26 protein-coding genes and 1 riboswitch are annotated in these 24,799 nt (G+C 71.4%); of the genes, 15 read left to right on the top strand and 11 right to left on the bottom strand.

Annotation, left to right across the window (positions count from 1 at the left end; all coding sequences use genetic code 11):
• Positions 1 to 7 precede the first annotated feature (7 nt).
• The gene (locus tag VG899_08305) at positions 8 to 2,305 is read left to right on the top strand and encodes a DUF3488 and transglutaminase-like domain-containing protein (protein ID HWA66355.1); all 2,298 of its coding nucleotides are present in this window, start codon (positions 8 to 10) and stop codon (positions 2,303 to 2,305) included.
• Here VG899_08305 and VG899_08300 read toward each other — a convergent pair.
• The 3 genes from VG899_08300 to VG899_08290 all read right to left on the bottom strand — a co-directional run bounded on the left by VG899_08300 (position 2,302) and on the right by VG899_08290 (position 4,597).
• Positions 2,302 to 2,712, bottom strand: a complete 411-nt coding sequence (locus VG899_08300) for a DUF3040 domain-containing protein (GenBank protein HWA66354.1) — start codon at positions 2,710 to 2,712, stop codon at positions 2,302 to 2,304. The two genes, VG899_08305 and VG899_08300, sit on opposite strands and share 4 nt — an antisense overlap.
• Before the next feature lie 89 nt (positions 2,713 to 2,801).
• The gene (dinB, locus tag VG899_08295) at positions 2,802 to 3,962 is read right to left on the bottom strand and encodes a DNA polymerase IV (GenBank protein HWA66353.1); all 1,161 of its coding nucleotides are present in this window, start codon (positions 3,960 to 3,962) and stop codon (positions 2,802 to 2,804) included.
• A 119-nt stretch (positions 3,963 to 4,081) separates the two neighbouring features.
• Complete coding sequence (locus tag VG899_08290) at positions 4,082 to 4,597, bottom strand: SAV_6107 family HEPN domain-containing protein (protein ID HWA66352.1); 516 nt, start codon at positions 4,595 to 4,597, stop codon at positions 4,082 to 4,084.
• An 88-nt stretch (positions 4,598 to 4,685) separates the two neighbouring features.
• On the opposite strand from VG899_08290, the gene VG899_08285 reads away from it, so the two are divergent.
• The 3 genes from VG899_08285 to VG899_08275 are packed head-to-tail and all read left to right on the top strand — an operon-like array spanning position 4,686 to position 7,256.
• The gene (locus VG899_08285) at positions 4,686 to 5,168 is read left to right on the top strand and encodes a YbaK/EbsC family protein (GenBank protein HWA66351.1); all 483 of its coding nucleotides are present in this window, start codon (positions 4,686 to 4,688) and stop codon (positions 5,166 to 5,168) included.
• Entirely contained in the window at positions 5,165 to 5,716 is a 552-nt protein-coding gene (locus VG899_08280; protein ID HWA66350.1) for a GNAT family N-acetyltransferase, read from the top strand. The genes VG899_08285 and VG899_08280 overlap by 4 nt, the downstream gene beginning before the upstream one ends.
• A gap of 31 nt (positions 5,717 to 5,747) precedes the next feature.
• On the top strand, positions 5,748 to 7,256 hold the full coding sequence (locus VG899_08275; protein ID HWA66349.1) for an NAD(P)/FAD-dependent oxidoreductase: 1,509 nt from the start codon (positions 5,748 to 5,750) through the stop codon (positions 7,254 to 7,256).
• Here VG899_08275 and metF read toward each other — a convergent pair.
• Positions 7,239 to 8,168 carry a methylenetetrahydrofolate reductase [NAD(P)H] gene (metF, locus tag VG899_08270; protein HWA66348.1) on the bottom strand — a complete coding sequence of 310 codons (930 nt, stop codon included), beginning with the start codon at positions 8,166 to 8,168 and terminating at the stop codon, positions 7,239 to 7,241. The two genes, VG899_08275 and metF, sit on opposite strands and share 18 nt — an antisense overlap.
• 77 nt (positions 8,169 to 8,245) lie before the next feature.
• Here metF and VG899_08265 point away from each other — a divergent pair, with 77 nt between their 5' ends.
• Genes VG899_08265 through VG899_08255 form a run of 3 tightly spaced genes read left to right on the top strand, consistent with a single transcriptional unit; the run spans position 8,246 to position 11,707 of the window.
• Complete coding sequence (locus VG899_08265; GenBank protein HWA66347.1) at positions 8,246 to 9,313, top strand: polyprenyl synthetase family protein; 1,068 nt, start codon at positions 8,246 to 8,248, stop codon at positions 9,311 to 9,313.
• A 7-nt stretch (positions 9,314 to 9,320) separates the two neighbouring features.
• The gene (gene crtI / locus VG899_08260) at positions 9,321 to 10,799 is read left to right on the top strand and encodes a phytoene desaturase family protein (protein ID HWA66346.1); all 1,479 of its coding nucleotides are present in this window, start codon (positions 9,321 to 9,323) and stop codon (positions 10,797 to 10,799) included.
• Entirely contained in the window at positions 10,796 to 11,707 is a 912-nt protein-coding gene (locus VG899_08255) for a phytoene/squalene synthase family protein (GenBank protein ID HWA66345.1), read from the top strand. The genes crtI and VG899_08255 overlap by 4 nt, the downstream gene beginning before the upstream one ends.
• On the opposite strand, the gene VG899_08250 is transcribed toward VG899_08255, so the two are convergent.
• The 4 genes from VG899_08250 to VG899_08235 are packed head-to-tail and all read right to left on the bottom strand — an operon-like array spanning position 11,704 to position 13,372.
• Positions 11,704 to 12,054 (bottom strand): lycopene cyclase domain-containing protein, encoded by a 351-nt coding sequence (locus VG899_08250; protein ID HWA66344.1) that lies wholly within the window; start codon positions 12,052 to 12,054, stop codon positions 11,704 to 11,706. The genes VG899_08255 and VG899_08250 overlap by 4 nt on opposite strands.
• Positions 12,051 to 12,365 (bottom strand): lycopene cyclase domain-containing protein, encoded by a 315-nt coding sequence (locus VG899_08245; GenBank protein HWA66343.1) that lies wholly within the window; start codon positions 12,363 to 12,365, stop codon positions 12,051 to 12,053. The genes VG899_08250 and VG899_08245 overlap by 4 nt, the downstream gene beginning before the upstream one ends.
• 1 nt (position 12,366) lies before the next feature.
• On the bottom strand, positions 12,367 to 13,008 hold the full coding sequence (thiE, locus tag VG899_08240; protein HWA66342.1) for a thiamine phosphate synthase: 642 nt from the start codon (positions 13,006 to 13,008) through the stop codon (positions 12,367 to 12,369).
• Between the two features lie 13 nt (positions 13,009 to 13,021).
• Complete coding sequence (locus VG899_08235) at positions 13,022 to 13,372, bottom strand: Rv2175c family DNA-binding protein (protein ID HWA66341.1); 351 nt, start codon at positions 13,370 to 13,372, stop codon at positions 13,022 to 13,024.
• 25 nt (positions 13,373 to 13,397) lie between these two features.
• A riboswitch (TPP riboswitch) is annotated at positions 13,398 to 13,519 on the top strand.
• Between VG899_08235 and thiO the strand changes: the two genes are divergently transcribed.
• The 3 genes from thiO (at position 13,512) to VG899_08220 (ending at position 15,625) form a co-directional block, all read left to right on the top strand.
• Positions 13,512 to 14,648: a glycine oxidase ThiO gene (gene thiO, locus VG899_08230; protein HWA66340.1), complete on the top strand. Its 1,137-nt coding sequence runs from the start codon at positions 13,512 to 13,514 to the stop codon at positions 14,646 to 14,648. It overlaps the preceding riboswitch by 8 nt.
• The gene (gene thiS / locus VG899_08225) at positions 14,648 to 14,848 is read left to right on the top strand and encodes a sulfur carrier protein ThiS (GenBank protein HWA66339.1); all 201 of its coding nucleotides are present in this window, start codon (positions 14,648 to 14,650) and stop codon (positions 14,846 to 14,848) included. The genes thiO and thiS overlap by 1 nt, the downstream gene beginning before the upstream one ends.
• Complete coding sequence (locus VG899_08220; GenBank protein HWA66338.1) at positions 14,849 to 15,625, top strand: thiazole synthase; 777 nt, start codon at positions 14,849 to 14,851, stop codon at positions 15,623 to 15,625.
• Here VG899_08220 and VG899_08215 read toward each other — a convergent pair.
• Positions 15,622 to 16,617, bottom strand: a complete 996-nt coding sequence (locus VG899_08215; GenBank protein HWA66337.1) for a 2-hydroxyacid dehydrogenase — start codon at positions 16,615 to 16,617, stop codon at positions 15,622 to 15,624. The two genes, VG899_08220 and VG899_08215, sit on opposite strands and share 4 nt — an antisense overlap.
• Positions 16,618 to 16,736: 119 nt before the next feature.
• On the opposite strand from VG899_08215, the gene VG899_08210 reads away from it, so the two are divergent.
• Entirely contained in the window at positions 16,737 to 17,684 is a 948-nt protein-coding gene (locus VG899_08210; protein ID HWA66336.1) for a LysM peptidoglycan-binding domain-containing protein, read from the top strand.
• A 28-nt stretch (positions 17,685 to 17,712) separates the two neighbouring features.
• Positions 17,713 to 19,620 (top strand): Stk1 family PASTA domain-containing Ser/Thr kinase, encoded by a 1,908-nt coding sequence (gene pknB, locus VG899_08205; GenBank protein HWA66335.1) that lies wholly within the window; start codon positions 17,713 to 17,715, stop codon positions 19,618 to 19,620.
• A gap of 39 nt (positions 19,621 to 19,659) precedes the next feature.
• On the opposite strand, the gene VG899_08200 is transcribed toward pknB, so the two are convergent.
• Positions 19,660 to 20,217 (bottom strand): hypothetical protein, encoded by a 558-nt coding sequence (locus VG899_08200; GenBank protein ID HWA66334.1) that lies wholly within the window; start codon positions 20,215 to 20,217, stop codon positions 19,660 to 19,662.
• Positions 20,218 to 20,274: 57 nt separating this feature from the next.
• Between VG899_08200 and VG899_08195 the strand changes: the two genes are divergently transcribed.
• Entirely contained in the window at positions 20,275 to 21,159 is an 885-nt protein-coding gene (locus VG899_08195) for a DMT family transporter (GenBank protein ID HWA66333.1), read from the top strand.
• Positions 21,160 to 21,326: 167 nt separating this feature from the next.
• Complete coding sequence (aroF, locus tag VG899_08190; GenBank protein ID HWA66332.1) at positions 21,327 to 22,349, top strand: 3-deoxy-7-phosphoheptulonate synthase; 1,023 nt, start codon at positions 21,327 to 21,329, stop codon at positions 22,347 to 22,349.
• 21 nt (positions 22,350 to 22,370) lie between these two features.
• Here aroF and VG899_08185 read toward each other — a convergent pair whose 3' ends face one another.
• The gene (locus tag VG899_08185; protein ID HWA66331.1) at positions 22,371 to 23,429 is read right to left on the bottom strand and encodes a GntG family PLP-dependent aldolase; all 1,059 of its coding nucleotides are present in this window, start codon (positions 23,427 to 23,429) and stop codon (positions 22,371 to 22,373) included.
• A gap of 47 nt (positions 23,430 to 23,476) precedes the next feature.
• Here VG899_08185 and VG899_08180 point away from each other — a divergent pair, with 47 nt between their 5' ends.
• A complete protein-coding gene (locus tag VG899_08180) occupies positions 23,477 to 24,790 on the top strand; it encodes a hypothetical protein (GenBank protein ID HWA66330.1) in 1,314 nt (437 codons plus the stop codon).
• Positions 24,791 to 24,799: the final 9 nt, after the last annotated feature.

Here is a 24,799-nt window from a genome sequence, read left to right as displayed (position 1 = left end):
TGCCGCGGTGAGCGGCCAGCTGCGGCTCACGCTCGCCGCGATGGTCGCGTCGGTGGCAGCCTCGACTGCGCTCGCCGCCGTGTTCGCCTCGAACGGCTGGGTAGGGCCGGTGATCGGCGCGATCGTGCTGGTCAGCGCCACCTGCGCCGCGGTCCGCTGGAGCCCGTTGCCCTCGCTGTTCGAGCCGCTTGCAGCCGCAGCTGTCGTGCTGCTGTGGGTGACCGGGCGCTTCGCCTCCCAGCAAGCGGTCGCGGGCTTCATCCCGAACGGCGCGGCGATGCGCCGGCTCGATGCGCTCGCGCGCAACGGGTTCACCGACATCCACAAGCTGCCGCCGCCGGTGCCCGCGCATCACGGGCTCGAGCTGATCACGGTCATCGGGGTCGCGGTCGTGGCGCTGCTGGTCGACCTGCTCACGGTCACCGTGCGCCGTGCGGCGCTCTCCGGGCTTCCGCTACTCGCGCTCTACACGCTGTCTGCAGCGACGAGCCATCACGGCGTCAACGCCGCGAGCTTCGTCGTCGCCGGCGCCGGGTTCCTGCTGCTGCTCTACGTCGACAGTCGCGAACGGGTCAACCGGTGGGGCACTGCGGTCGGCTCGGCGAGGCCGGCCCGGCCGTCGCCGGCACGCGCCGCCGGCGACTACCTGCCGGCCGCGACCGCCTCCCTCGGCGGCCGGATCGGCGTCGCCGCCATCGGGCTCAGCGTGGTCGTGCCGCTGGTCATCCCCGGCGTCCACACCGGCTTCCACGGCCACGGTCACGGCGGATCGGGGGAAGGCGGCGGCAGCGTCACCACAATCGACCCGATCGTGTCGGTCGACCACGACCTGGCGAGCAGCGTCGACGCGCCGGTGTTGTCGTATCGCTCGACCGCGACGGCGCCGGGCTACCTGCGCATGACGTCGCTGGACAACTTCTCGGACGGCTCGTTCACGGCGTCTGCGCTCAACGCCCCGGTCACCGCGCGCGTGACGAACGGGCTCGGCGTGCTGCCGCCGTCGACCGCGCGGGTCACCACGTCGATCACGGTCAGCGACCAGGACGCGTTCCGCTGGCTGCCCATGCCCGCAACGGCGCTGTCGGTGTCGGTGCCGGGCGACTGGCGCTACGACCCGGCCACCGCGACCGCCTTCTCCGCGAGCGACACGACCCAAGGCCTGCACTACACAGTGGTCAGTTCGCCGAACCTGCCGACCCCCTCGCAGCTCGCCCGCGAGCCGCGGACCGTCGCCGCCACCATGGCCGACGACCTCGCGCACCCCCGCATCGACCCGCAGGTGCGCACACTGACCGACCAGATCACCAACGGAGCCAACAGCAGCTACGACGCCGCGTTGGACATCCAGCGATATCTGACGAGCAACCTGTTCAGCTACAACCCGGACCCACCCGCCGCGCCTGCGGGTGCCGATCCGCTCAGCTACTTCCTGCTGCACAGCCGCACCGGGTTCTGCCAACAGTTCGCCACCTCGATGGCGGTGATGGCGCGCCTGGCCGGCATCCCGTCGCGCGTCGCGGTGGGCTTCACCGCCGGCACCCAGCAGGCCGACGGCAGCTGGCTCGTGACGACGCACGACGCCCACGCGTGGCCGGAGCTGTACTTCCCCGACTACGGCTGGCTGCCGTTCGAGCCGACGCCGCGTGGCGACGGCCAGGCCGTCACCCCGTCCTACGCCCGGGCTGCGCCGAACACGCACGGCGGACCGAGTTCGACGACCGGCGGCACCCAACCCGACCCGACGCCGGGCAAGCTGTCGAGCGGCGGTGGCACGAGTCATCTCAACGGCGGCGGGGACACCAGCCACGCCACGGCCGGCGACTCCTCCTCCGGACCGGGCGTCGCAGCACTTGTCCTGCTCGCGCTGGGCGCCGCTGTGGTCCTCGCGCTGCTCACGCCGGCGACGATCCGACAGGTCCTACGACGCCGACGCGCTCTGCTGATCCACGGCAGCGGTTCGATACCTGCCGCATGGGCGGAGCTCCGCGACACCGCGATCGACGCCGGCGCGCCGTGGTCCGAGGGCACCTCGCCGCGCCAGGTCGCCACGGCGCTGAGCGGTTGGCTGCGCAGCGGACGCCCGGCGGACGCGGACTCTCGGGTGCTGCCGGCGTTGGCGCGCCTGACCCGCGCCGAGGAACAGCAGAGGTATGCGGCGATTCCCGCTCCGGCGCCCGCGTCCCTGGCCGCCGACGTGCGCCTGCTGCGGACGGCGATGCGGCGCCAGTCGTCGCGGGCGCGCTGGATCCGCGCTGCGCTGCTGCCGCCCTCGACGATCCGGGCGCTCAGCGGCCGCCTGGGCTAGCGGTTGCCGTCCTGGCGGCGCTGCCACCGCTGTTCGAGTCGCTCCAGCAGTGATCGACCGTCGGCGGACCGCACCGCGCTGCGACGGGAGCGCCGGCGCAGCCGCGGCCGGTCACCCGGCCGACCGACCCGCTGACCGACCATTCGCTGCCATGAGGCCACGCCGTAGGAGGCGCTGGCGAGCATGACGAGGAAACCGACGACGCCGAGCGGGATCAGCGGGACGATCACCGCGGCCAGCAGGATCGCCAGGCCGAGCACCACACCGATCGCGGCGCGGATCAGCCGGCTGCGGTAGTGACTGCGAACGTCGGTGGTCTGATACAGGCGCGCGAACTTCGGATCTTCGTCATACAGCGCTTGCTCGATCTGCTCGAGCAGACGCTGCTCGTGATCGGAGAGCGGCACGACGCCTCCTCGGACGCCTGGGACGGTTCCAGGATAAGGGCGCGGAGCCCGGCTCGGGCAACCGGGCGGCGGGAGCGGTCAGCGCCGGGTCACTGCGGGTCGTGGCGGACGAGCGCCGCAGGACGGATCGCCTCGCGGCCGAACTTTGCCGCCACCTGGTCGACGGCGCGCGCGGCGGCGCGCCACTCCTCGTCGTCCCCGCTGAGCGTGAGCTGCTCCGGGACGTCGGCCGCGCGAGCGATCCCTTCGAGGCGCACGCCCACCAGACGCAGCGGGACGCCCTCGATCTCCAGCGCGTCGTAGAGCGCCACCGCGGTGTCGTAGATGGTGCGGGCGACGTCGGTCGGCTCAGTCAGGGTTCGGGAACGGCTGATCGTCCGGAAGTCGGAGAACCGGACCTTGATCGCGACCGTGCGCCCGACCTGCCCGCTTGCCCGGCAGCGCTCGGCGCAGCGTTCCGAGAGCCGCAGCAGCTCCCGCAGGATGCCGTCGTGGTCGTCGATGTCCTGGGCGAAGGTCTCCTCGGCGCCGATGCTGCGGTCCGGCTCGTTGGGGACGACCGGCCGCGAGTCCTGCCCGTTCGCCAGCGCGTGCAGGTGAGCGCCGGCAGCCTTGCCGACGGTGTGGACGAGGGTCGAGACCGGCGTGGCCGCGATGTCACCGATCGTGCGCAGCCCGATCTGGGTCAGCGCGGCCTCGGTCTTGTCGCCCACTCCCCACAAGGCGCCGATCGGCATCGGGTGCAAGAAGGCGAGCACGGACTCGCGCGGCACCACCAGCAGCCCGTCCGGCTTGGCGCGAGAGGACGCGAGCTTCGCCACGAACTTGGTGCTGGCGACCCCGATCGAGCACGGCAGCTGCTCCTGCTCGGCGATTCGCGCTCTGATCTGCATCGCGATCTGTCGCGGACTCCCCAGCCTGCGGACGGCGCCGGACACGTCCAGGAACGCTTCGTCGAGAGCCAGCGGCTCCACCTCGGGCGTCACGGAACGGAAGATCGCCATGACCGCCTTGGACGCTTCGCTGTACGCCGCGTGGTCCGGTGCTACGACGACCAGCCCCGCGCAGCGCCGCATCGCCTGCGCCATCGGCATCGCGCTGTGAATCCCGAACTTGCGCGCTTCGTAGGTCGCCGCGAGCACGACGGCCCGGCCGCTGGGGTGGCCGACGACGAGCGGCTTTCCCGCCAGCTGCGGCTGACGACGCAGCTCGACGCTGGCGTAGAAGGCGTCCATGTCGGCGTGGAGAATCGTGCAGCCCGAATCGTCGCCCGGCAGATCGGTCGGGCGCTCCCCACGCTCGAGCTGGCGTCGGCTCAGTTGTCCTCCACCTCACCGCGATGCCGGCGCTGAGCCGGTCACCGCAAAGGTTAGGCGCTGTGGCCCACGGGATACGCCGCGGACAAGCCGAGCGGAAGCATCGCCTGGCCCTCCGCCGGCATTCCGAGTCGGGCGGCGACCAGGTCGACGAACAAGCCCGCGTCACGCATCAGGTCGTCGGCCTGCCTGGCGGTGACGGCGCCCCGAAGACCGGCTTGCGCCGCGATCCGGCGGTCGGCACCAGCGGCGAAGTAGGCGGCCCACTCGCCGAGCTCTGGGGCGATGCGGTCGAGCAGGGTCCACACGCTCGTCGGACGGCCTCGCCGCATCGGGTGCTCAGCATCCGGCCGCGCCTGCGCCGCGAGCACTGCCGCTGCCGCCCGAAGCGCTGCCAGATGCGCCGCGGCGTACCGCTCGCCGAGGTCGGTCGCCTGCTCGGCCTCGCCGAGCGCCCGCCGCGCGGCCATGACCAGTCGCAGCGCCGAGGCCGGAAGTGTCGTCCGCCCGGGCGAGACTGCATCCGCAGGCCGGCGTCCGGTCGGACGTTCCAACACCCCGTGGGTCATCGCGTCACCTCCTGAGCTATCTCGTATCGAACATACGTTCGAACTCGGTCGCCGTCAAGGGCGACACTGCGTGCGTTAGCGTCCGCAGATGCATGCAAACGCCGAGCGAGTTGCCGCCGCGTTGCGCGCGGCCGATGCCGATGCGGCAGCCGACGGGATCCGAGAGCTCGCGGACTCGACCCGCACCGCGCTTGAAGCCGCCGACGCGCTCGAGGTCCCGGTCGGTGCGATCGTGAAGTCGCTGGTGTTCGCCGCCGACGACCGTCCGGTCCTGGTCCTCGCCAGCGGCGATCACCAGGTGGACACCGCCAAGGTCGCGACGGTCCTCGGCACCGCGAAGGTCAAGCGAGCCGACGCCGACCTGGTGCGCGAAGCGACCGGCTTCCCGATCGGCGGGGTCGCTCCGGTGGGCCACCCGGCAGCGCTCACCACGGTCGTCGACACGCACTTGGCGGACTTCGCCGTGATCTGGGCCGCCGCCGGTACGCCGCACGCCGTCTTCCCCACCACCTACGCCGAGCTCGTCCGGGTCTCGGGCGGCACGCCTGCCGACGTCGCTGCCGCGTCGTGATCCGGCTGCGCCGGCTCGACGGCGGACAGTTCCGTGCCGTCGCGGGCCAGGCGGCCGCGGTCTACGGCGCGGCGATGCGCCGCTCGCCGGAGATCGTCGTCCAGCGGCGCGAGATCCTCGCCGAGCATGCCGGCTATCCCGGGTTCGCCTGTACCGCGGCCTTCGACGGCCTCGCCGAGGACACTGACGACGTGCTGGCCGGCGAGCTCGTCGGGTTCGGCTACGGCTACCTCGGCGCGCGCGGTCAGTGGTGGCACGACACCGTGGCCCTTGCCCTCGGCCGCGACGAAGCCCGGCGTTGGCTGCGGGACAGCTTCGAACTTGCCGAGCTGCACGTGGAACCCGGCCATCAGAACGCCGGCATCGGCCGCAAGCTCCTCGCCGACGTCCTCGAGCAGACCCGTGCTCAGCGTGCGGTGCTGTCGACTCCGGACGCGCAGACCCCGGCACGCGAGCTGTACCGGTCATTCGGCTTTGCCGACCTGCTGTGCGGCTTTCACTTCCCCGGCAGCGCCGAGGCGTACGCGATCATGGGCGTCACGCTTTGACCGCGGTGGAGACGGCACCCTGAAACGAGACGTGGTCGTGGTCGGCGCGGGCCACAACGGGCTGGTGGCGGCGTGCTACCTCGCGAAGGCCGGGTACGACGTCGAGGTCGTCGAACGCGACCGCATCGTCGGCGGCGCGGTGTCGACCGTCGAACGATGGCCCGGCGTACGGGTCGACCGCGGCTCGAGCATCCACGTCATGGTCCGCCACACCGGCATCGTCGAGGAGCTCGACCTCGCCGGCGTCGGCTTGGTCTACGACGACGTCGAGCCGTGGGCGGTCCTGCCACATCCGGACGGCGCGCTGCGCTTCTCCGGCCGGCTCGACGCGACGTGCGCGTCGATCGAGGAGACGTGCGGCGCGGAGGATGCGGCCGCCTACCGCAGCTTCATCGAGGAGTGGACGCCGCGGATGCGGTGGTTCCTCGACGTCGCATCCGCGGCACCGACCGCCGCCGCACTCGGCCGGCGCGGATGGACGTTGCTGCGCGGCGCCGACTCCGGGACGGCTCCGCTCGTGCGTGCGTTTTTGGAGCCGGCCGAGGTGGCGCTGGCGCGCCGCTTCGACGACGCTCGGCTGCGCGCGGCGCTCGGCTGGTGGGCGGCGCAATCCGGGCCACCGCCGCACGCCGTCGGTACGGCGCCGATGGCAGGCACGGCGGCGCTGTTCCACATGCGGGCGGCGGGGCGGCCCCGCGGCGGCAGCGGCCGGCTCAGTGAAGCGCTCGCCGCCCGACTCACCTCCTACGGCGCGACCATCCGGCTCGCCGACCCCGTCACCGCGATCACCGCACGCGAGCGAGGCAGCTGCACCGTCACGACGACTTCCGGAGATCGCATCACCGCGCGCGCCGTGATCGCCGCGTGCCACATCGCCGACACCACCCGCCTGCTCCACGACGAGTCGGCGGCACGTGACATCCGGAGCGGCGACGGACTCGGCATGGTGATGAGAGTGCTCACCGACCGGCTGCCGACCTATCCCGTCACGGTGCCCGGCGGTCATGTCGCGATGCAGTTGCTGGTGCACTCCCCCGGCCAGCTGCGATCGGCGTACGGCGACTTCCTGCGCGCCGAGCCCTCCCGCGACCCGCCGCTGATCGTGATGACGCCGACCGCGGTCGACGCGACGCTGGCACCCGCCGGACGGCACGTGGTCACGGTGTGGGCACAGTGGCACCCCCGAGAGCTGCGGGTCAGCGACTGGGACGCCGAACGCGAGCGCGCCGGGGACGATCTGCTTGCGGCGCTCGACCGGTGGGCACCGGGCTTCTCCTCCGGTGTCCTCGACCGGCACGTCCAGACTCCGCTGGACCTCGAACGCGAGCTAGGCCTGCACGCCGGCAACGTCATGCACGTCGACAGCGAGCTGGACGCGATGTTCGGGTTCCGGCCGTTGCCGGGCTGGTCGGCGTACCGGACCCCGCACCGCGGCGTCTACGTGTGCGGTGCCTCGACCCACCCGGGCGGTGGCGTGTGGGGGGCGAGCGGGCGCTCGGCCGCGCGGGTGGTCGCCCGAGACCTACGCCTGCGTCGCTAGCCCGAGCTGCTGGTAGATCTCGCGTGAGGAGGTCGAGCGGTTCAAGGTGATGAAGTGCAGACCGGGAGCGCCCTCGGCGAGCACCGTCTCGCACAGCGCGGTCGCCGCCTCGACGCCGATCGCCCGCACGGCGGCGGGATCGTCCTCCACCGCATGCAACCGTTCGGCGAGGTCGGCGGGGAAGACCGCGTTGGACAGCACCGCCATGCGTTCGATCTGCGAGACGTTGGTCACCGGCATGATGCCCGGCAGGATCGGGACGTCGCAGCCCGCCGCGGCGACTCGGTCCCGCAGCCGCAGGTAGTCCTCGGCTCGGAAGAAGAACTGGGAGATCGCGAAGTCCGCGCCTGCGCGGCACTTGTCGACGAACCACCGCACGTCGGTGTCGAAGTCCGGCGAGCGCGGATGCTTCTCCGGGAAGGCCGCCACGCCGACGCAGAAGTCTCCGGACTCGCGGATCAGCTTCACGAGCTCCGAGGCGTAGCTGACCCCCTCGGGGTGTGCCACCCAGTCCGCGCGCGGATCCCCCGGTGGGTCGCCGCGCAGCGCCAGCACGTTGCGGATGCCGGCGTCGGCGTACTGACCGATCACGTGCCGCAGCTCGCTGATCGAGTGGTTCACGGCGGTGAGGTGACCGACTGCGGTGAGGGTCGTCTCGGCGGCGATCCGCTCGGTGATCGAGACGGTGTGGTCGCGGGTCGAGCCACCCGCGCCGTACGTCACGGACACGAAGGTCGGGTGCAGCGACTCCACCTCGCGCAGCGCCTGCCAAAGGGCGCGCTCGCCGTCCGGGGTCTTCGGGGGGAAGAACTCGAACGAGTACGAGCGGGTGCCACTCGCGAGCAGGTCGCGGATCGTCATGCGCGCCGCCGGCGCGCGGTCCGCCGGCCGGGTGGTCGAGAGAGCAGGCACGTCATCAGTATCGGTGAATCGGGCCGAGACCTGACCTGGATTGATGAACGGATCCCACAGTGGGAGATGCTCGGCGGATGAGTGCCGACCTCCGCGCGCGCTTCGACAGCGCACTCGAGCACTTCATGTCGGCGGCGACCGCCGACCTGCGCGCGACCGCCGACGAGCTCGCCCCGATGGCGGATGAGGCACGGGCCTTCGTGCTCGACAGCGGCAAGCGGCTGCGCCCGTCCTTCTGCTTCCTGGGCGCTCTCGCAGCGGGCGCCGAGGACTGCGATGCGCTTGCCGCCGCAGCCGCGAGCCTCGAGCTGCTGCAGGCGTGCGCTCTCGTCCACGACGACGTGATCGACCACAGCGACACCCGGCGCGGGCGCCCGGCCGTGCACCGCCGGTTCGCCGAGCTCCATCGCACGTCGGGGTGGTCCGGCGACCCGTCGGCGTTCGGCGCCGCGGCGGCAATCCTGCTCGGCGACGTTCTGCTGTCGTGGTCCGAGGCGATGCTGTCGACCAGCGGGCTGGACGAGGCCGCGCTGCGCCGCGCGCATCCGATCTCGGCCGCCATGCGCACCGAAGTCATGGCAGGCCAGTACCTCGACGTCGTCGAGCAGGCCCGCGGCGAGACGACGGTCGAGCGCGCCCTGCGGGTGGCACGCCTGAAGTCCGCGAAGTACACGATCGAACGGCCCCTCCATCTCGGCGCAGCCATCGCCGGCGCATCGCAGGAGGCCTCGGCCATCTACACCGGCTTCGGCATTCCGCTGGGCGAGGCGTTCCAGCTGCGCGACGACCTGCTGGGCGTGTTCGGCGATCCCGCGGCCACTGGCAAGCCGGCCGGAGACGACCTGCGAGAAGGCAAGCAGACGGTGCTGGTCGCACTCGCGATCGAGCGATCCTCAGCGGTGGACGCGCGACGCATCCGCGATGCTCTCGGCGAGCCCGACCTCAGCGATGACGAGGTGGCGACGATGCGCGACCTGATCACGGGATCGGGCGCGGAGGCCGAGGTGGAGCGCATGATCGCTGAACGGTTCGAGCGTGCCGTGGCCGCCCTCGACCGGTTGCCGGAGCGGTCGGGGCAGACCGATGCCGCCTGCGAGCAGCTCGTCGCGCTCGCTGAGGTCGCCGTGGGCTACCGGCGCGGCTGAGCGGCCGGTGCGCAGAGTCGTCGGACCGACCGACCACGTCGTCGTCGTCGGAGCGGGCCTCGGCGGCTTGTCGGCGGCGCTGCGGCTCGCTGGGGCGGGCCGGCGGGTCACCGTGCTGGAACGAGCAGCAGCTCCCGGAGGCCGCGCCGGCCAGCTGCAGGTCGGCGGGTTCCGGTTCGACACCGGTCCGACCGTGCTGACCATGCCGGAGCTGATCGCGGACGCGCTGAGGTGCGTCGGCGAGGAGCTCGCCGATTGGCTGACGCTGCGGCGCGTCGAGCCGGCGTACCGGGCGTATTTCGCCGACGGCAGCCGTCTCGATGTCGTCGCAGACGTCGATGTCATGAGCGAACAGCTGGCCGCGACGATCGGCGTCAAGGACGCCGCGGGTTACCGCCGCTTCGCCGACTATGCCCAGCGGCTCTACGAGCTCGAGCGCAAGGACTTCATCGATCGCAACCTCGACGGCCCGCTCGACCTGCTGCGCCCGTCGCTGGCCCGGCTCGTCGCCCTCGGCGGCTTCCGCCGGCTGGACGCGAAGGTGGGCAGCTTCTTCGACGACGAACGGCTTCGCCGGATCTTCACCTTCCAGGCGATGTACGCCGGGCGCTCGCCGTACGACGCGTTGGCGATCTTCGCCGTGATCGCCTACATGGACTGCGTCGCAGGGGTCTGGTTCCCCGACGGCGGCATGCACGCCGTCCCCCGAGCGTTGGCAGCGGCCGCCGCGAAACACGGCGTCGACATCCGCTACGAAACCGATGCGACCCGGGTCGAGATGGCCGGGCAGCGCGCGGTCGCGGTCCACACGGCGTCGGGCGAGCGCATCGCCGCCGACGTCGTCGTGCTGAACCCGGACCTGCCGAGTGCTTGGGACCTGCTGCCCGCGGGCAGCGCGCCGCGACGCCTGCCGCGATTGCGACACGCACCCTCGTGTGCGCTGCTGCTGGCCGGCTCCTCACTGCCGCAGGCCGGGCAGGCGCACCACACGATTCACTTCGGCGCCGCCTGGCGCGAGACGTTCCGGCAGCTGATCGACGAGCACGTCGTGGCGTCCGACCCGTCGCTGCTGGTGTCGTGCCCGACGGTGACCGATCCGACGCTGGCTCCCAGCGGCAAGTCCTCGTGGTACGTCCTGGTCCCGACGCCGAATCTGGACGGTCCGATCGACTGGGAGTTAACCGGGACCGGTTACCGTGACCGGATCGTGGAACGCCTGGAGAACCTGGGGTACGCCGGATTCGGCGACGCCATCGAAACCGAGTCCTGGACCACGCCGGCCGACTGGGCGCGACGCGGCATGGCGCACGGTACGCCCTTCTCGATCGCGCACAGCTTCGGGCAGACCGGCCCGTTCCGGCCGAGCAACCTCGCCTTCGACAACGTCGTGTTCGTCGGCACCGGCACCCAGCCGGGTGTCGGCGTCCCGATGGTGCTCCTGTCAGGCCGTCTCGCCGCCGAACGCATCGTCGGAGCCGTCGCATGAACCTCTGGCGCGCCCTCGACGCGGCAGGCATCACCGACCCGCAGCTGCGCGCATCGTACCGCGCCTGCCGCGCGGTCAACGCGACGCATGGCCGCACCTTCTATCTCGCAACGCTGCTGCTGCCGCCGGCCAAGCGGCCACCGGTGCACGCCCTCTACGGATTCGCGCGCCGAGCGGACGAGATCGTCGACGCGATCGATCCGGCCCTCGACGTAGCCGAACGCGAACGGCAGCTCACCGAGTGGACCAACCTGCTCGTCCGCGGCACCGGCTCGGACCCGATCATGCCCGCGGTGCACGACACGATCGTGCGCAACAACATCCCGCTCGGTCCGTTCGACGACTTCCTGGCCTCGATGCGCATGGACCTGACGACGTCGGAGTACGCGACGTGGGACGACCTGCTCGGCTACATGAACGGGTCGGCCGCCGCGATCGGCTCGCAGCTGGTCCCGGTGCTCGGCACGGTTCGCGGAGCAGCCGACGACGCCGAGCCCTACGCCCGCACGCTCGGGCTCGCCTTCCAGCTGACGAACTTCATCCGCGACGTCGGAGAGGACCTGTCCCGAGGCCGCGTGTATTTGCCCAAGAAGGACCTCGCCGCCTTCGGCGTCACCGTCGACGACCTGTCGGGTCGCAAGGTGGACGCGAACACGAAGGCGCTCCTCGCGTTCGAGATCAGCCGGGCGCACAAGCTGTACGAGTCGGCGGCACCGGGCATCGAGCTCCTCGACCCGAGATCCCGCGACTGCGTACGGACCGCCTTCCGGCTCTACCGCGGCATTCTCGACGCCGTCGAGCGGTCGGGCTATCGCGTGCTCGACCGACGCGCGGCAGTCGGCACACCACGCCGGATCGCGGTAGCGACGCCGGCAGTCATCCGCGCGCGGCGAGCCCGCCGCCGCTAGGACTCGACCGCCGCCGAACCCGCTGGGTGGAGGCGTCTGCCCCACCAAATCCACCACGACAAGGTCTGCAGGACCAGCGAGAACCCGAAGAGCAGGTCCTCGACCGGCGCATCCGCAACGCGCCAGTGCCCGAACAGGTGCGGCCGCGCGTCGCCGAGGATGGCATGCGGTGAGTAGACGACCAACCGGTCGCCGGTCAGGACGCCGTTCACCAGCAGCTGGAAGCACACGATGATGGCGTAGGAGACCCAGAAACCCTTACGAGACAACAGCTTTGTCCGGAGAATGACGAGGTCGAGCGTTGCCGCGAAGGCGACCCCGAGCAGCGCTGCGTCGGTGTAGGTCACCGCGGGTTCTCGCCGAACCACTTGGGTCGCAACCGCCGGACGGCTTCGAACGTCAGCAGCGAGCACACCGGCACGACCACGAAGAAGACCAGCTCCTCGACCGGCAGGTCGCCGATCGAGACGCCGGTCAGGTCGCGGTAGCTCCAAAACCCCGCACGGATCGACAGCACGTCCCAGAGGATGAAGACGCAGAGCACCGGCATGAGTGTCAGCACGAGTCGCCGCCAGCGGGCGTAGACCCGCGCTCGCAAGACGAGCTCGAGGGGCAACGTCACGACGACGCACCCCACCATCACGAGCAGATACGTCATGTCAGAGCGTTCTCAGCCGGTCGGCGAGTGCCTGCGCCGCAGCCTTCGGGTCCTCGGCCTCGGTGATCGCGCGCACCACGACGATGCGGCGGGCACCCGCCGCGATGACTTGGTCGACGTTGGTCGGGTCGATCCCACCGATCGCGAACCACGGCTTTGCCGTCCCCATCGCGGCCGCATGGGCAACGAGCGGCAGGCCGGGCGCGGGCCGGCCGGGCTTCGTCGGCGTCGGCCAGGTCGGGCCGACGCAGAAGTAGTCCACCGACGTGGCGGCGGCCGCCTCACTCGCCTCGTCGTCGGCGTGCGATGACAAGCCGATGATGACGTCGTCGCCGACGAGGGCGCGCGCGGTCTCGGCCGGAAGATCGCCCTGGCCGACGTGCAGCACATCGGCGCCACTCGCCCAGGCGAGGTCGGCTCTGTCGTTGACAGCGAACAGCGCGTGGTGCCGGCGCGCGGCGTCCGCGAACACCTCGGCGAGCGCCAGCTCCTCTCTCGCCTCCAGCCCCTTCTCGCGAAGCTGCACGATGTCGACGCCGCCGGACAGCGCGGCATCGAGGAACTCGGCGAGGTCGCCTCGGTCCCGACGACCGTCGACACACAGGTAGAGCCTGGCGGCGGCGAGCCTTGCCCGGCGATCCACCCCTGTTCGGACCTCAGAAGGCCAACGACATGGCGACGCGCTTCACCGCGGTGTGGCGACCGGCGGCCAGGTAGTCGACGGGACGGCCTGGCAACAGGTCGTTGTCGGTGAGCAACCAACGCACCGCCTGCTCGGGTGAGTAACCGGCGTCGGCAAGGACGGTCAGCGCACCGGTCAGGCCTTTGACCAGCTGGCCGTCATGGACGAACTCGACGGGCACGCTCGGCCGTGGCGGGTCCCCGATGTCGACTGTGACGAGCCGATGCTCGCGGATCAGGTCCTTGACGCGACTCGGACGTTCGTTGAGGCGAGTGGCGAGATCGCCCACCGACAGCCACTGCGCGCTCAGCTCCTCGAGCTCCACACCGCCAACCCTACGGGCGTACCGTGAGGTTCCGCGCGGGAGCCAAGAAGTCGTCGAGCAGTCTCGGCTGAGAGGGTCGCCACGAGGCGACCGACCGCTGAACCTGATCCGGGTAATGCCGGCGAAGGGAGTGGATCCGGTGACAGATGCGTCGTACGACGTCGTGGTGGTCGGTGGCGGCGTCATCGGGCTCGCCTGCGGATGGCGGCTCACCCAACGCGGCGCGCGGGTGGCAGTCGTCGATCCGTCGCCGGCGAGCGCCGCAACGCACGTCGCGGCCGGCATGCTCGCGCCGGTCACCGAGATCAAGTACGGCGAGGAGCAGCTCCTCCAGCTCGCGCTCGAGTCGTTGCGGCGCTACCCGGCGTTCGTGAGCGAGCTGGAGTCGGTCACCGGCCACTCGGTCGGCCTGCGCACCGAGGGCACGCTGCTGGTCGCGACCGATGCGGGCGACCGCGCAATGCTCGCCGAGCTGCATGCATTCCAGACCTCACTCGGGCTCGACGCCACGATGCTCACCTCGCGCGAGGCCCGGGCGCTCGAGCCGGCACTGAGCCCGGACGTCCGTAGCGGACTGCTCGCGGCCAGCGACCACTCGATCGACAATCGGCTGCTGGCAGCGGCTCTGCTGGCGGCACTCGGCGCGTCGCTGGTCCGCGAACGGGTCACCTCCGTCGAGATCGTCGACAACACGGTGCACGCAGTCCGGCTCGGCGATGGCAGCCGGCTCGCCACGCCGACCGTCCTGCTCGCGGCGGGATCTTGGTCGGCGCGAGTCGCCGGGATCCCGGAGTTCGCCTTGCCGCCGATCCGGCCGGTGAAGGGCGAGATCCTCCGGCTGCGCAGCAGGGGCGCGGTCGGGCTGCCGGCCCACAGCGTGCGCGCCTTCGTCAACGGACATGAGGTCTACCTGGTGCCGCGCACGCACGGCGAGCTCGTCGTCGGCGCGACGGTCGAGGAACAAGGCTTCGACGTCAGCGTCCGTGCCGGCGCGGTCCGCGAGCTGCTGCGCGACGCGCGCGCGATCCTCCCGCTGATCGACGAGCTCGAGCTCGTCGAGGTGACGGCGGGCCTGCGCCCCGGCACGCCGGACAACCGACCGCTGATCGGCGAGTCGGCGTCGGTGGCCGGGCTGCACCTGGCCACGGGCCACTACCGCAACGGCGTCCTGCTGGCCCCCGTCACCGCTGACCTCGTCGCCGACTCGATCAGCGGCGCCGAGCCGCCGAGCCGGTGGGCGGTCGCGCCCAGTCGCTTCGAAGCGGTGTCCCGGTGATCCGCATCCGCCTCAACGGCGATGCTCGCGAGGTCGCCGCAGACGTGCGCGTCGCCGACCTGGTGGCGCTGCTCACCCCCGACCACGCCGGATGTGCGGTCGCGATCAACGACGAGGTCGTTCCTCGGCACGAGTGGGGTACCCGTAGCGTCGACGAGGGTGACCACGTCGAGGTCCTGACCGCGGTACAAGGAGGCTGAGTGTCCGACGACCCGTTCGTCATCGCCGACGTCGAGCTGATGTCCCGGTTGATCATGGGGACCGGCGGCGCGACCAGTCTCGATGCCCTCGAGGCCGCACTCGTCGCCAGCGGGACCGAGCTCACCACCGTCGCGATGCGGCGGGTGGACCCCCACGCCGCGGGGTCGGTGCTCGACGTCGTCCGACGCCTCGACATCCGGGTGCTCCCCAACACCGCGGGCTGCGCGACAGCCGCCGAGGCCGTGCTCACCGCGCGACTGGCTCGCGAAGCTTTGGAGACGAACTGGATCAAGCTCGAAGTGATCGGTGACGAGCACACGCTCCTGCCGGACCCGATCGAGCTGCTCGACGCCGCCGAGCGCTGCGTCGCGGACGGGTTCGTCGTACTGCCGTACACGAACGACGATCCGATTCTCGCCGCCCGGCTGGAGGCCGCCGGATGTGCCGCTGTGATGCCCCTGGGCGCACCGATCGGCTCGGGCCTGGGGATCCGCAATCCGCACAACATCGCGATGATCGCCGAACGCGCGACGGTGCCGGTCGTGCTCGACGCCGGAATCGGTACGGCGAGCGACGCCGCGCTCGCGATGGAGCTCGGCTGCAGCGCGGTGCTGGTCGCGTCCGCGGTGACCCGCGCGCAACAGCCGGCCCAGATGGCCGCCGCCATGGCGAAGGCCGTCGAGGCGGGCCGGCTGGCCCACGCGGCGGGCCGGATTCCACGCCGGCGCCACGCCAGGGCCTCGTCGCCCGTCGAGGGCGTGATGCGCGGCGACTAGCGGCGCCGGACCGCCGGGTCGACGCCGTTGACCACGTCGACGACCGGCTCGCCGTCGACGGCCCGCTTGACGTTGGCGACGACGGCCTGGATCAGCTTTGCCTGCGCCTGCCGGGTGGCGCCCGCCGCGTGTGGCGACAGCAGGATCCGGTCGTCGCGACGAAGCGGCGAGTCGGCCGGCAGCGGCTCGACGTCGTAGACATCCAGTGCCGCGCCGGCCAGCGCGCCGGACTCGACAGCCGCGAGGAGAGCCGACTCGTCGACGATCCCGCCACGCGCCGCGTTGACGACGTAACCCCCCGGCGGCAGCATCCCGATGCGATCGGGCCCGATCAAGCCGCGGCTGACGTCGCCGAGGCCGATCACCACCACGAGCACCTCGGCGTGCGCCAAGAGGTCGTCCAGTTCGAGCCATCGCGCGCCGCCGCAGTCCGCCGGGTCGTCGCGCCGGGTGCGGCTCCAGTACGCGACGTCGCAACCGAGAGCGGCGTAGCGCGTGGCGCACTCGCGACCGATCCGGCCCATCCCGACGATGCCGACACGGCGCCCGGACAGCTCGCCGCCGCCGCGAGCGGCGAGCTCGAGCTGCGGCCAGCCGCCAGCCCGGATCTCACGATCGCCGAAGGCCATCGATCGCATCGCCGCAAACGTTGCGCCGAGGCACCATTCGGCGACGCTCACCGCGTTGGCGCTGCCTGCGTTGGCAACCGGGATGCCCGCGCTGCGGCACGCCGCGACATCGACCGCATCGACGCCGGCACTCGGCTGCTGGACGAACGACAGGCGTCGGGCGGCGGCGACCAGGTCCTCGGACACTCGAAGCGTGGCCGTCCAGTCGCCGAGCACGATGTCGGCGTCGCGAACCGCCTCGATCGCGGCGGCCGGTGTGCGCTCGGCCGGCACGACTACCTCGGCGTCGACTTCCGCGAAGATCATCTTCAGCACATCGAGGTCCAGCGGCGGGAGCGCCAGGACCGTCCAGTCCGTCGACATGCGTCAGATCGTCGCAGACGGCGTGTCACATACGCCCCATCCGCCACTCGCGCGTTACGTTGATCGACACGCTGCCCGCTTCCCCGAGCGCTGGTTTTTCCAAGGCTAGGAGCAGCTCGATGTTCGGTGCTCACCGCGCGCGTCACGCTGCCCCGCGCGAGACGTCCGCCGCGCGCCGCAGCGCCGACCGCATCTGGCGACGCCGTGCCGTGGTGCTGCCCCTGGTCCTCGCCGCCGTGGTGACCGCTTCGGCGTCGAGCATCACGCTGATCCGGGTGCATCCGGGGGACACGCTCTCCGCGATCGCGGCTCGCTACCACACGACGGTGGCCCGGCTGATCGAGCTGAACGACCTGCCGGGCAACGGTGACCTGATCTACGCCGGTCAGACGCTGCGGGTGCCGACCGGGCACCGTTACCACGGGCACCGGCGCGTGCACTCGACGCATGTCACGACGATCTGGCACACGGTCGTCGTCGGGGACACCGTCGACGGGCTCGCCGCCCGCTACCACGTCAGGCCCGCCGCGATCGCGCGCCGCAACCATCTACCGAAGTCGCTGGTCATCGAGCTCGGCGAGCGGCTGGCGATCCCGCACCGTGTCGCCGGGCGAGGGAGCACCACCACCCGCGCGGCGAATCGGGAGCTGCGGATCCTCGACCGGCACCCCGAGCCCTCGCGCAGCGCCGTCGCGGCCCTGATTCGCTCCACCTCCGAGGCATGGGGTCTTGACGACCGGCTCGCCCTGGCGATCTCGTGGCAGGAGTCGGGCTTCAACATGCGCGAGGTCTCCCCCGTCGGGGCGATCGGAGCCATGCAGGTGATGCCCTACACCGCGGCGTACCTGTCCGCCGACGTCGTGCATCGCGACCTCGACCTGCTCGACGCGCGGGACAACGTCACCGCCGGCGTCGCGCTGCTGTCAGTGCTGACACACGAGGCGAAAAGCGAACGGCGCGCTGTCGCGGGCTACTACCAAGGTCTTCAGTCGGTGCGGGAGAACGGAATGTTCCGCTCGACGAGGCGATACGTCGCGGACGTGATGGCGCTTCGTGACCGCTTCTGAGCTCGTCACTCCACCTAGAATCGGCGTGATGGATGCCCCGCCGGTCGATCCGATGGTCGGTCGGTTGCTCGACGGCAGATACTCCGTCGACTCCTTCATCGCCCACGGCGGCATGGCGTCGGTCTACCTCGCCACTGACACCCGCCTCGAACGTCGGGTGGCGGTCAAGGTTCTGCACGCCCACCTGGCGGGCGACCACGAGACGCTCGCGCGGTTCCAGCGGGAGGCTCGGGCGGCAGCCCGGCTCTCCCATCCCGACGTGGTGGCCGTCTACGACCAGGGCACCGACGGCGACCGGCCGTTCCTCGTCATGGAGTTCGTGCCGGGGGCGAACCTGCGTGCCGTGCTGCGGGACCGGGGGCTGCTGACCCCCGGCGAGACCCTCGCGGTGATGGATCACGTCCTCGCCGCGCTCGCGGCGGCGCACCGAGCAGGCCTCGTTCACCGCGACATCAAGCCCGAGAACGTGCTGCTCACTGCGGACGGTCGCGTGAAGGTCGCCGACTTCGGCCTCGCCCGCGCCGTCGCCGGCAGCACCGTCACCACCACCGGAAGCGTGCTGTTCGGCACCGCGGCCTATCTGGCACCCGAGCAGTTCGAGCACGGGACCGCCGACGAACGCTCGGACGTCTACTCCGCCGGCGTGCTGATGTTCGAGCTGCTGACCGGACGCACGCCGTTCGAAGGCGACAGCGCATACGCCGTGCTCCACCAGCACGCCAGCCAGAACGTGCCGGCCCCGAGCACCCGGACCCCCGGGATCCCGCCACAGCTCGACGCGCTGGTCACCTGGGCGACGGCCCGGGACCCTGCTCAGCGCCCGACGGACGCGAACGAGCTTCACGACTCGCTCGTCGACGTCCGCGACAAGCTTTCGCTCCACGCCGCGGTGCCGGGGCTGCCGGTGACGGCCACCGCTCCACTGGCGGCGACCACGCCACCGCCGACGCCGACGAACGCGCTCACCCAGGCGGTCGCGGCGGGCTCCGTCGCCGACGCCGCACCACCGCAAGGTCCTACCCGGCACCGTGGACAGAGGTCGGCGAGCGGCCCGCGGTTCGGGCGGCGCGGCTGGATCGTGGCGGGACTGGTCGGCCTGCTGATCGTCGCCGCCGGCGTGCTCGGCTGGTACTTCGCACTCGGCCGCTACACACACGCGCCCGCGTTGCTGGGCGAGACCAGGCCGGCGGCCGACGCCGCTTTGAAGCGCGCCGGGCTTCACGCGAAATGGCTCAAGCCGGTCTACAGCGACCAGTACGCGCAGAACCAAGTGGCTGTCGAGTCCCCCGGCCCCGGCGACCGCGTCGGCCACGGCGGGACGGTGAGCCTGCGGCTTTCGCTCGGTCCCGCGCACATCCCGTCGGTGTCTGGAGACACCGTCGCCGCGGCTACCGCCGCGCTGCGCGCCGTCGGGGTGACGGTCAGCAGCGAGGACCACGTCTACAACGAGACCCTCAAGTCAGGTCTCGTGATCAAGACGGACAAGCCGGTCGGGCAGGAAGTCCAAGCCGGCTCCAGCGTGATCCTCTTCGTCAGCAAAGGCCCCAAGCCGGTCGCGGTGCCAGACGATCTCGACGGGCAGTCGGTCGCGGCCGCAACCGCTGAGCTCAGTTCACTCGGCTTCCTCGTCGACTCCGACCAGCAGCGTTACAGCAACACCGTGGCGAAGGGCGACGTCATCGCCTCTGTGCCCGGGGGCGGTGTCGAGCGTCATCAGGGCGACATCATCAAGCTCGTCGTGTCCGAAGGGCCTGAGTACGTCGACGTGCCGAACGTCGAGGGCGAGTCGCTGGTCGACGCGATCAACGCGCTGAAGGCCGCCGGCTTCAAGGTCGACGACGAGCAGTTCGCGCCGGGCGGACCTCAGCAGGTGTTCCGCGAGACTCCGCTCGGCAAGCAGAAGGTCGGTACGACGATCGAGATCGACTACTACTGACCGGCTGCGCCGTCGTACGTCGAACGGCGACGGCAGCGGCTAGAAGCCCAGCTGGGTCGGCTGTGTCTGTGGCAGGTGGCTGGCCATCGCGTACCCGAACGCTGCGACGTTGAAGGCCAGCGACAGCAGGCTCACCAACATCGCCGCGCCCACGATCGTCGCGTCGGCCCGGGCAGGTACCGGCAGCGCCGCGACGGCCGCCGCTTCGAGAGCGTCCAGGCTGGCCGGATCGTCTGCCTCCGGCGCCGCGACGCCGATGCGGACCCGGGCCCGCCGCCCGACCAGCATCCGCGCCGCCACCACGGCGACGACGAGTGCGACCAACGCCGCCAACGCCCGTAACCCCGACGACCACCGCAGTTCCAGCAGGTTGCCGTCCAGGTTGGCCCGCTGTGTGAACAGGTCGATGTCGCCGATCTCGCTGGCGGGGTCGATGACCATCAACGACGCCATCGCGACGACCAGCGACGCGATCCCGAGCGCCGCCGGCACGGCGACCAGCCCGACGATCCGTTGCAGCTGACTCGGCCCCGTCGGATAGGAGATCTCACTGTCGCCGGAAGGCTCGGGCGGACCGAGCTCGAGGGTGTCGACCACGCTGCGCACGCTAGCGCGGACGAGCTCGCGGCCGCGGCCGCTAGCGTCGATCGCGCCATGAAGCTGTCGAAGCCGGCGCTGGCGACTCTTCTGCTGGTCGCGGCGACTGCCGTATGGGGCTCGACGTTCGTCGTCGTCAAGGACGCCGTCTCGCGCATGCCGGTCATGGACTTCCTGGCATGGCGGTTCACGATCGCGGCCATCGCGATCGCGACGGCACGACCCCGCGCGCTGTCGCGGCTCGACCGGCGGGGCAAGATCCTCGGCGTCGTCCTTGGCCTCGCGCTCGGCACCGGCTACATCACCCAGACGGTCGGCCTGGAACGCACCAGTGCGACCGTGTCGGGCTTCCTCACCGGCCTGCTGGTCGTGTTCACGCCGCTGTGCGCCGCCATCGCGCTGCGCCGACCACCGGGGGCCCTCACCTGGGTGGGCGTCGCGCTGGCCACCGCAGGCCTCGGCGTCATCTCGCTGCACGGGTTCTCGATCGGGTACGGCGAGGCCATCACGCTGCTGTGCGCGCTGCTGTTCGCCCTGCACATCCTCGGCCTCGGCGAGTGGTCGCCCTCCTACGACGCCGCCGGACTGGCCGTGATGCAGCTCTCGACGGTTGCCGTGCTCTCGATCGTGTGCGCGGCGCCGGACTCGCTGGCGCCGCCGCCGGACGCCAAGGCGTGGGAGGCGGTCGTGTTCACCGCACTGTTCGCGACCGCCGTCGCCTTCTTCATCCAGACCTGGTCACAGGCACAGCTTGCGCCGACCCGCGCCGCGGTGGTCCTGACGATGGAGCCGGTGTTCGCCGGGATCTTCGGAGTGACGGTCGGTGGCGACCGTCTCGGACCGCGGATCGTCATCGGCGGTGTGCTCGTGCTGGCGGCGATGTACACGGTCGAGCTGGGCCCCAGGAAGTCCAGGGATGCGCTCGTCCAGCGTTTCGAGTAACATCATTTCCGTGACGCGCTGGTTTGGCTATTTCACCGGGTCCGGGCTGATGCTCGATCGGGTGGAGTAGCGCGCGCACTCCGCACTGACGAGCCCCGGGCAACCGCCCGGGGCTTTTTTGATGGCAAAGGTTGCTGTCAACACGACGTCCTTGGAAGGGACAGGCGATGGTGGTGGTCATGACCTCGGACGCGACCGTCGAGGAGGTCGAGACCGTCGTGAAGACGGTCGAGGCAGCCGGCGGCTCCGCGTTCGTCAGCCGCGGCGTGCACCGCACGATCGTCGGTCTCGTCGGTGACGTCGAGCGGTTCGAGACGCTCAGCCTCGGCGCCCTGCCCGGAGTGAGCGACGTCGTCCGGATCTCCGCGCCGTACAAGCTGGTCAGCCGGGAGAACCATCCGGAGACCTCGACGGTGAAGGTCGGCGGGGTGCCGATCGGCCCGGACACGTTCACCCTCATCGCCGGGCCGTGCGCGGTGGAGACCCGCGAGCAGACCCTCGCCGCCGCCGAGATGGCCAAGGCGGCCGGGGCGGTGCTGCTGCGCGGCGGCGCCTACAAGCCCCGCACCTCCCCGTACGCGTTCCAAGGTCTCGGCGAGGCCGGGCTGAAGATCCTGGCCGACGCGCGGGAGGCGACCGGGCTTCCGATCGTCACCGAGGTGGTTGACGCCGCCGACGTGCCGCTGGTCGCCGAGTACGCCGACATGATGCAGATCGGCACCCGCAACATGCAGAACTTCGCGCTGCTCCAGGCGGTCGGCAGCGCCGGCAAGCCGGTCATGCTCAAGCGCGGGTTCAACGCCACGATCGAGGAGTGGCTGATGGCGGCGGAGTACATCGCCCAGCGCGGGAACCTCGACATCGTGCTCTGCGAGCGCGGGATCCGTACCTTCGAGACCGCCTACCGCAACACCCTCGACATCAGCGCCGTGCCGGTGATCCACTCGCTGTCACACCTGCCGGTGATGGTCGACCCGTCACACGCGGGGGGCAAGCGCGAGCTGGTCGTGCCGCTCGCCAGAGCGGCCATCGCCGTCGGGGCCGACGCGATCATGGTCGACCTGCACCCCGCGCCCGGAGAGGCACTCTGCGACGGACCACAGGCGCTCGTCGACGTCGATCTCGCCGCGTTGACCAAGGCCGTCCAGGAGATGCCTCCGGCGCTGGGGCGCACCGTCGTCACGATGTAGCGACGGTGCGCTGACGCGGCGCTACGCCAGCACGCCCGCGATGACCCGCTGCGCTCGGTCGACCCCTTCGTCGTCCACGTCGAGGTGGGTCAGCAGGCGGACTCGCTGCGGGCCGACGACAGAGACCAGCACACCGGCCTCCTTGCAGGCCGCGGCGAGGCCTGCGCCGTCGACGGAGCCGTCCGCGAGATCGAGGACGACCATGTTCGTCTCGGTCTCGGCAGGGTCGGTCACGCCCGGCGCCGCCTCGGCGATTCCTTCCGCGAGGCGCCTGGCCCTGGCGTGGTCCTCCGCCAGCCGCGCGATGTTGTTGCGCAGGGCATAGCTGCCCGCTGCGGCGAGGACACCCGCCTGGCGCATCGCGCCGCCCAGCCGGTGGCGCAGGTCGCGGGCCCGTGACTCGAGGTGCGCGTCACGCATCAGAACCAACGAGCCGACCGGCGCCCCGAGGCCCTTGCTCAGGCAGACCGACATGGTGTCGAAGAGCGCGCCGTAGTCCGCCAGTGGCACGCCGGTGGCGACGTGCGCGTTCCAGATCCGCGCACCGTCGCAGTGCAGGGTGAGCGCGCGTTCGTCCACCAGGGCTCGGAGATCGCGCAACGTCTGGAGCGGATAGATCGCGCCGCCGCCGCGGTTGTGCGTCTGCTCGACAGCCACCGCGGTCGTCGGGACGGCGTGGTAGCCGGCCGCTCGAAGCTGCGGCTCCACGACCTCGCGGGACAGCAAGCCGCGCGACACGATCGGGGTGCGGGTCTGGATGCCCCCGAGCGCCGCCGCGGCACCGGCCTCGTAGCTGACGATGTGCGAGTCGGCGTCGCAGATGAGCTCGTCACCCTCGCCGCAGAGCAGCCGCAACGAGATCAAGTTGCCCATCGTTCCGCTCGGGACGAACACGGCTGCCCCGTGGCCGAACATCGCGGCGACCTCGGCCTCCAGGGCCGCGATCGACGGATCCTCGCCGTACACGTCGTCACCGACCTCCGCGGCGGCCATCGCCTCGCGCATCTGCCGGCTCGGACGGGTGACGGTGTCACTGCGAAGGTCGACGGTGTCCGAGCGGCCTGCGCCGATGTCGCCCACGCGTGTTGCCTCCAGCCCTGTTCAGATCCCGGCCATAAGGTAGCCGCGTGCCGCGGGACTTGGTCGCTCTCGTGTCGGCCGACGACTTCATCAGCGCGATCCGGGTCTACGCCGACCGGGTCAACGACCTGCTCCGCCGCCGTGGCATCCCGCCGCTCGAGGCGATCGACATCCTCGAGACGCACGCCCTGGCGCTGCTCGACACCGTCGTCAACGCGCCGGAAACCGTCATCGACCTGGCGGGCTGGTGGTTCGCGCGGGCGTTCGAGATGACGTCGACCGCCCGCGCTGACGAGGCGGCCGCCGACGAGGAGGCGGCGAGCGTCCTGGCGGGGACGCAGACCGAGCAGCGGGTCCGGGCGGCACTCGACGGGCTGCGCGATCCGGAGCGCAACGCGGTCGTCCTTCGCGACGCTTACGACCTGCCGCCGCAGGCGGTCGGCGTCGCGCTGCGACGCGGCCAGGACAGCGCCGCCGATCTCACCGCCGCCGGCAGGCTCGCGCTGGTCGCTGCCCACGACGCCACGCCGTCCCCGAACCTGGCAGGGCACTCCGGCCGGACGACCGTCGACGTGACGTCACTGAGCCGGCTGGCCGACGCCAGCCTCGACACCCCGAGAGCCGCCCCGCTGCGCCGGCACGTGTCGAACTGCCCGGCCTGCGAGGAGATGCTCGAGACCCTCGCTCGGGGACGTCGCCTTGCCGCCGGACTGCCGATCATCGCGATGGACGACGACGCGCGGGAGGCGATGCTCGAGCGGATCTCCGAGCGGGCGATCGCCGCGTTGCCCAGTCACGACGCGGTGCTGCGCGCCGTCGACGAAGACCACGACCCGGGCCCGTTGGTCTCCCCGGTGGTGGTCGTGCTCGCGCTGCTGCTCGCTGTCGCGCTCGGGGTCGGCATCGGCGCGTTGAGCCGCACCGGCAACGACAACCTCAGTCCGTTCGCCGACATCCCGACGCCGAGCCTGAGTCCGGTCGTCCCGGCGTTCTCCGTCTCACCCTCCCCGCAGCACACGCGGACGGCGTCGGCCTCGCCGACCGCTTCCCCGACCCTCGCGCCGCCCCCGACCGCGACGATCAGCGCGCCCCCCACCCAGGTCGTCTACCACCCGACGATCACCCTGTCGCCGTCGTCCGGCCGGTCCGGCAGCGACTTCACCGTCACCGGCGCCGGATGGGTGCCGAACACCCGGGTGTTCGTCTCCTACGCCGCCCGGCCGCAGACCAGCGCCAGGGTCAACAGCGACGGCACCTGGAGTGCGAGCGTCGTCGCCAACGCGCTCCTACCCGGCCAGCGGATCGTCACTGCGACCGACGGGCCGCACACCGTGCACGCGTTCTTCACCCAGCAGTTCTGAGAACGCGAG

This window comes from Mycobacteriales bacterium (assembly GCA_035550055.1).
Taxonomy (GTDB): domain Bacteria; phylum Actinomycetota; class Actinomycetes; order JAFAQI01; family JAFAQI01; genus DASZTV01.
The sequence above is the reverse complement of the archived record's forward strand: the minus strand, read 5'-3'. Positions and strand labels throughout refer to the sequence as shown.

What these genes read in the sequence shown, in the direction of transcription:
- VG899_08215 (HWA66337.1), bottom strand. Translation starts at nt 16,617, where the DNA reads ATGTCGACGGACTGGACGGTCCTGGCGCTCCCGCCGCTGGACCTCGAT.
- VG899_08285 (HWA66351.1), top strand. Translation starts at nt 4,686, where the DNA reads ATGCATGCAAACGCCGAGCGAGTTGCCGCCGCGTTGCGCGCGGCCGAT.
- VG899_08245 (HWA66343.1), bottom strand. Translation starts at nt 12,365, where the DNA reads ATGACGTATCTGCTCGTGATGGTGGGGTGCGTCGTCGTGACGTTGCCC.
- VG899_08290 (HWA66352.1), bottom strand. Translation starts at nt 4,597, where the DNA reads ATGACCCACGGGGTGTTGGAACGTCCGACCGGACGCCGGCCTGCGGAT.
- VG899_08210 (HWA66336.1), top strand. Translation starts at nt 16,737, where the DNA reads ATGTTCGGTGCTCACCGCGCGCGTCACGCTGCCCCGCGCGAGACGTCC.
- aroF (HWA66332.1), top strand. Translation starts at nt 21,327, where the DNA reads ATGGTGGTGGTCATGACCTCGGACGCGACCGTCGAGGAGGTCGAGACC.
- pknB (HWA66335.1), top strand. Translation starts at nt 17,713, where the DNA reads ATGGATGCCCCGCCGGTCGATCCGATGGTCGGTCGGTTGCTCGACGGC.
- VG899_08195 (HWA66333.1), top strand. Translation starts at nt 20,275, where the DNA reads ATGAAGCTGTCGAAGCCGGCGCTGGCGACTCTTCTGCTGGTCGCGGCG.
- VG899_08265 (HWA66347.1), top strand. Translation starts at nt 8,246, where the DNA reads ATGAGTGCCGACCTCCGCGCGCGCTTCGACAGCGCACTCGAGCACTTC.
- VG899_08255 (HWA66345.1), top strand. Translation starts at nt 10,796, where the DNA reads ATGAACCTCTGGCGCGCCCTCGACGCGGCAGGCATCACCGACCCGCAG.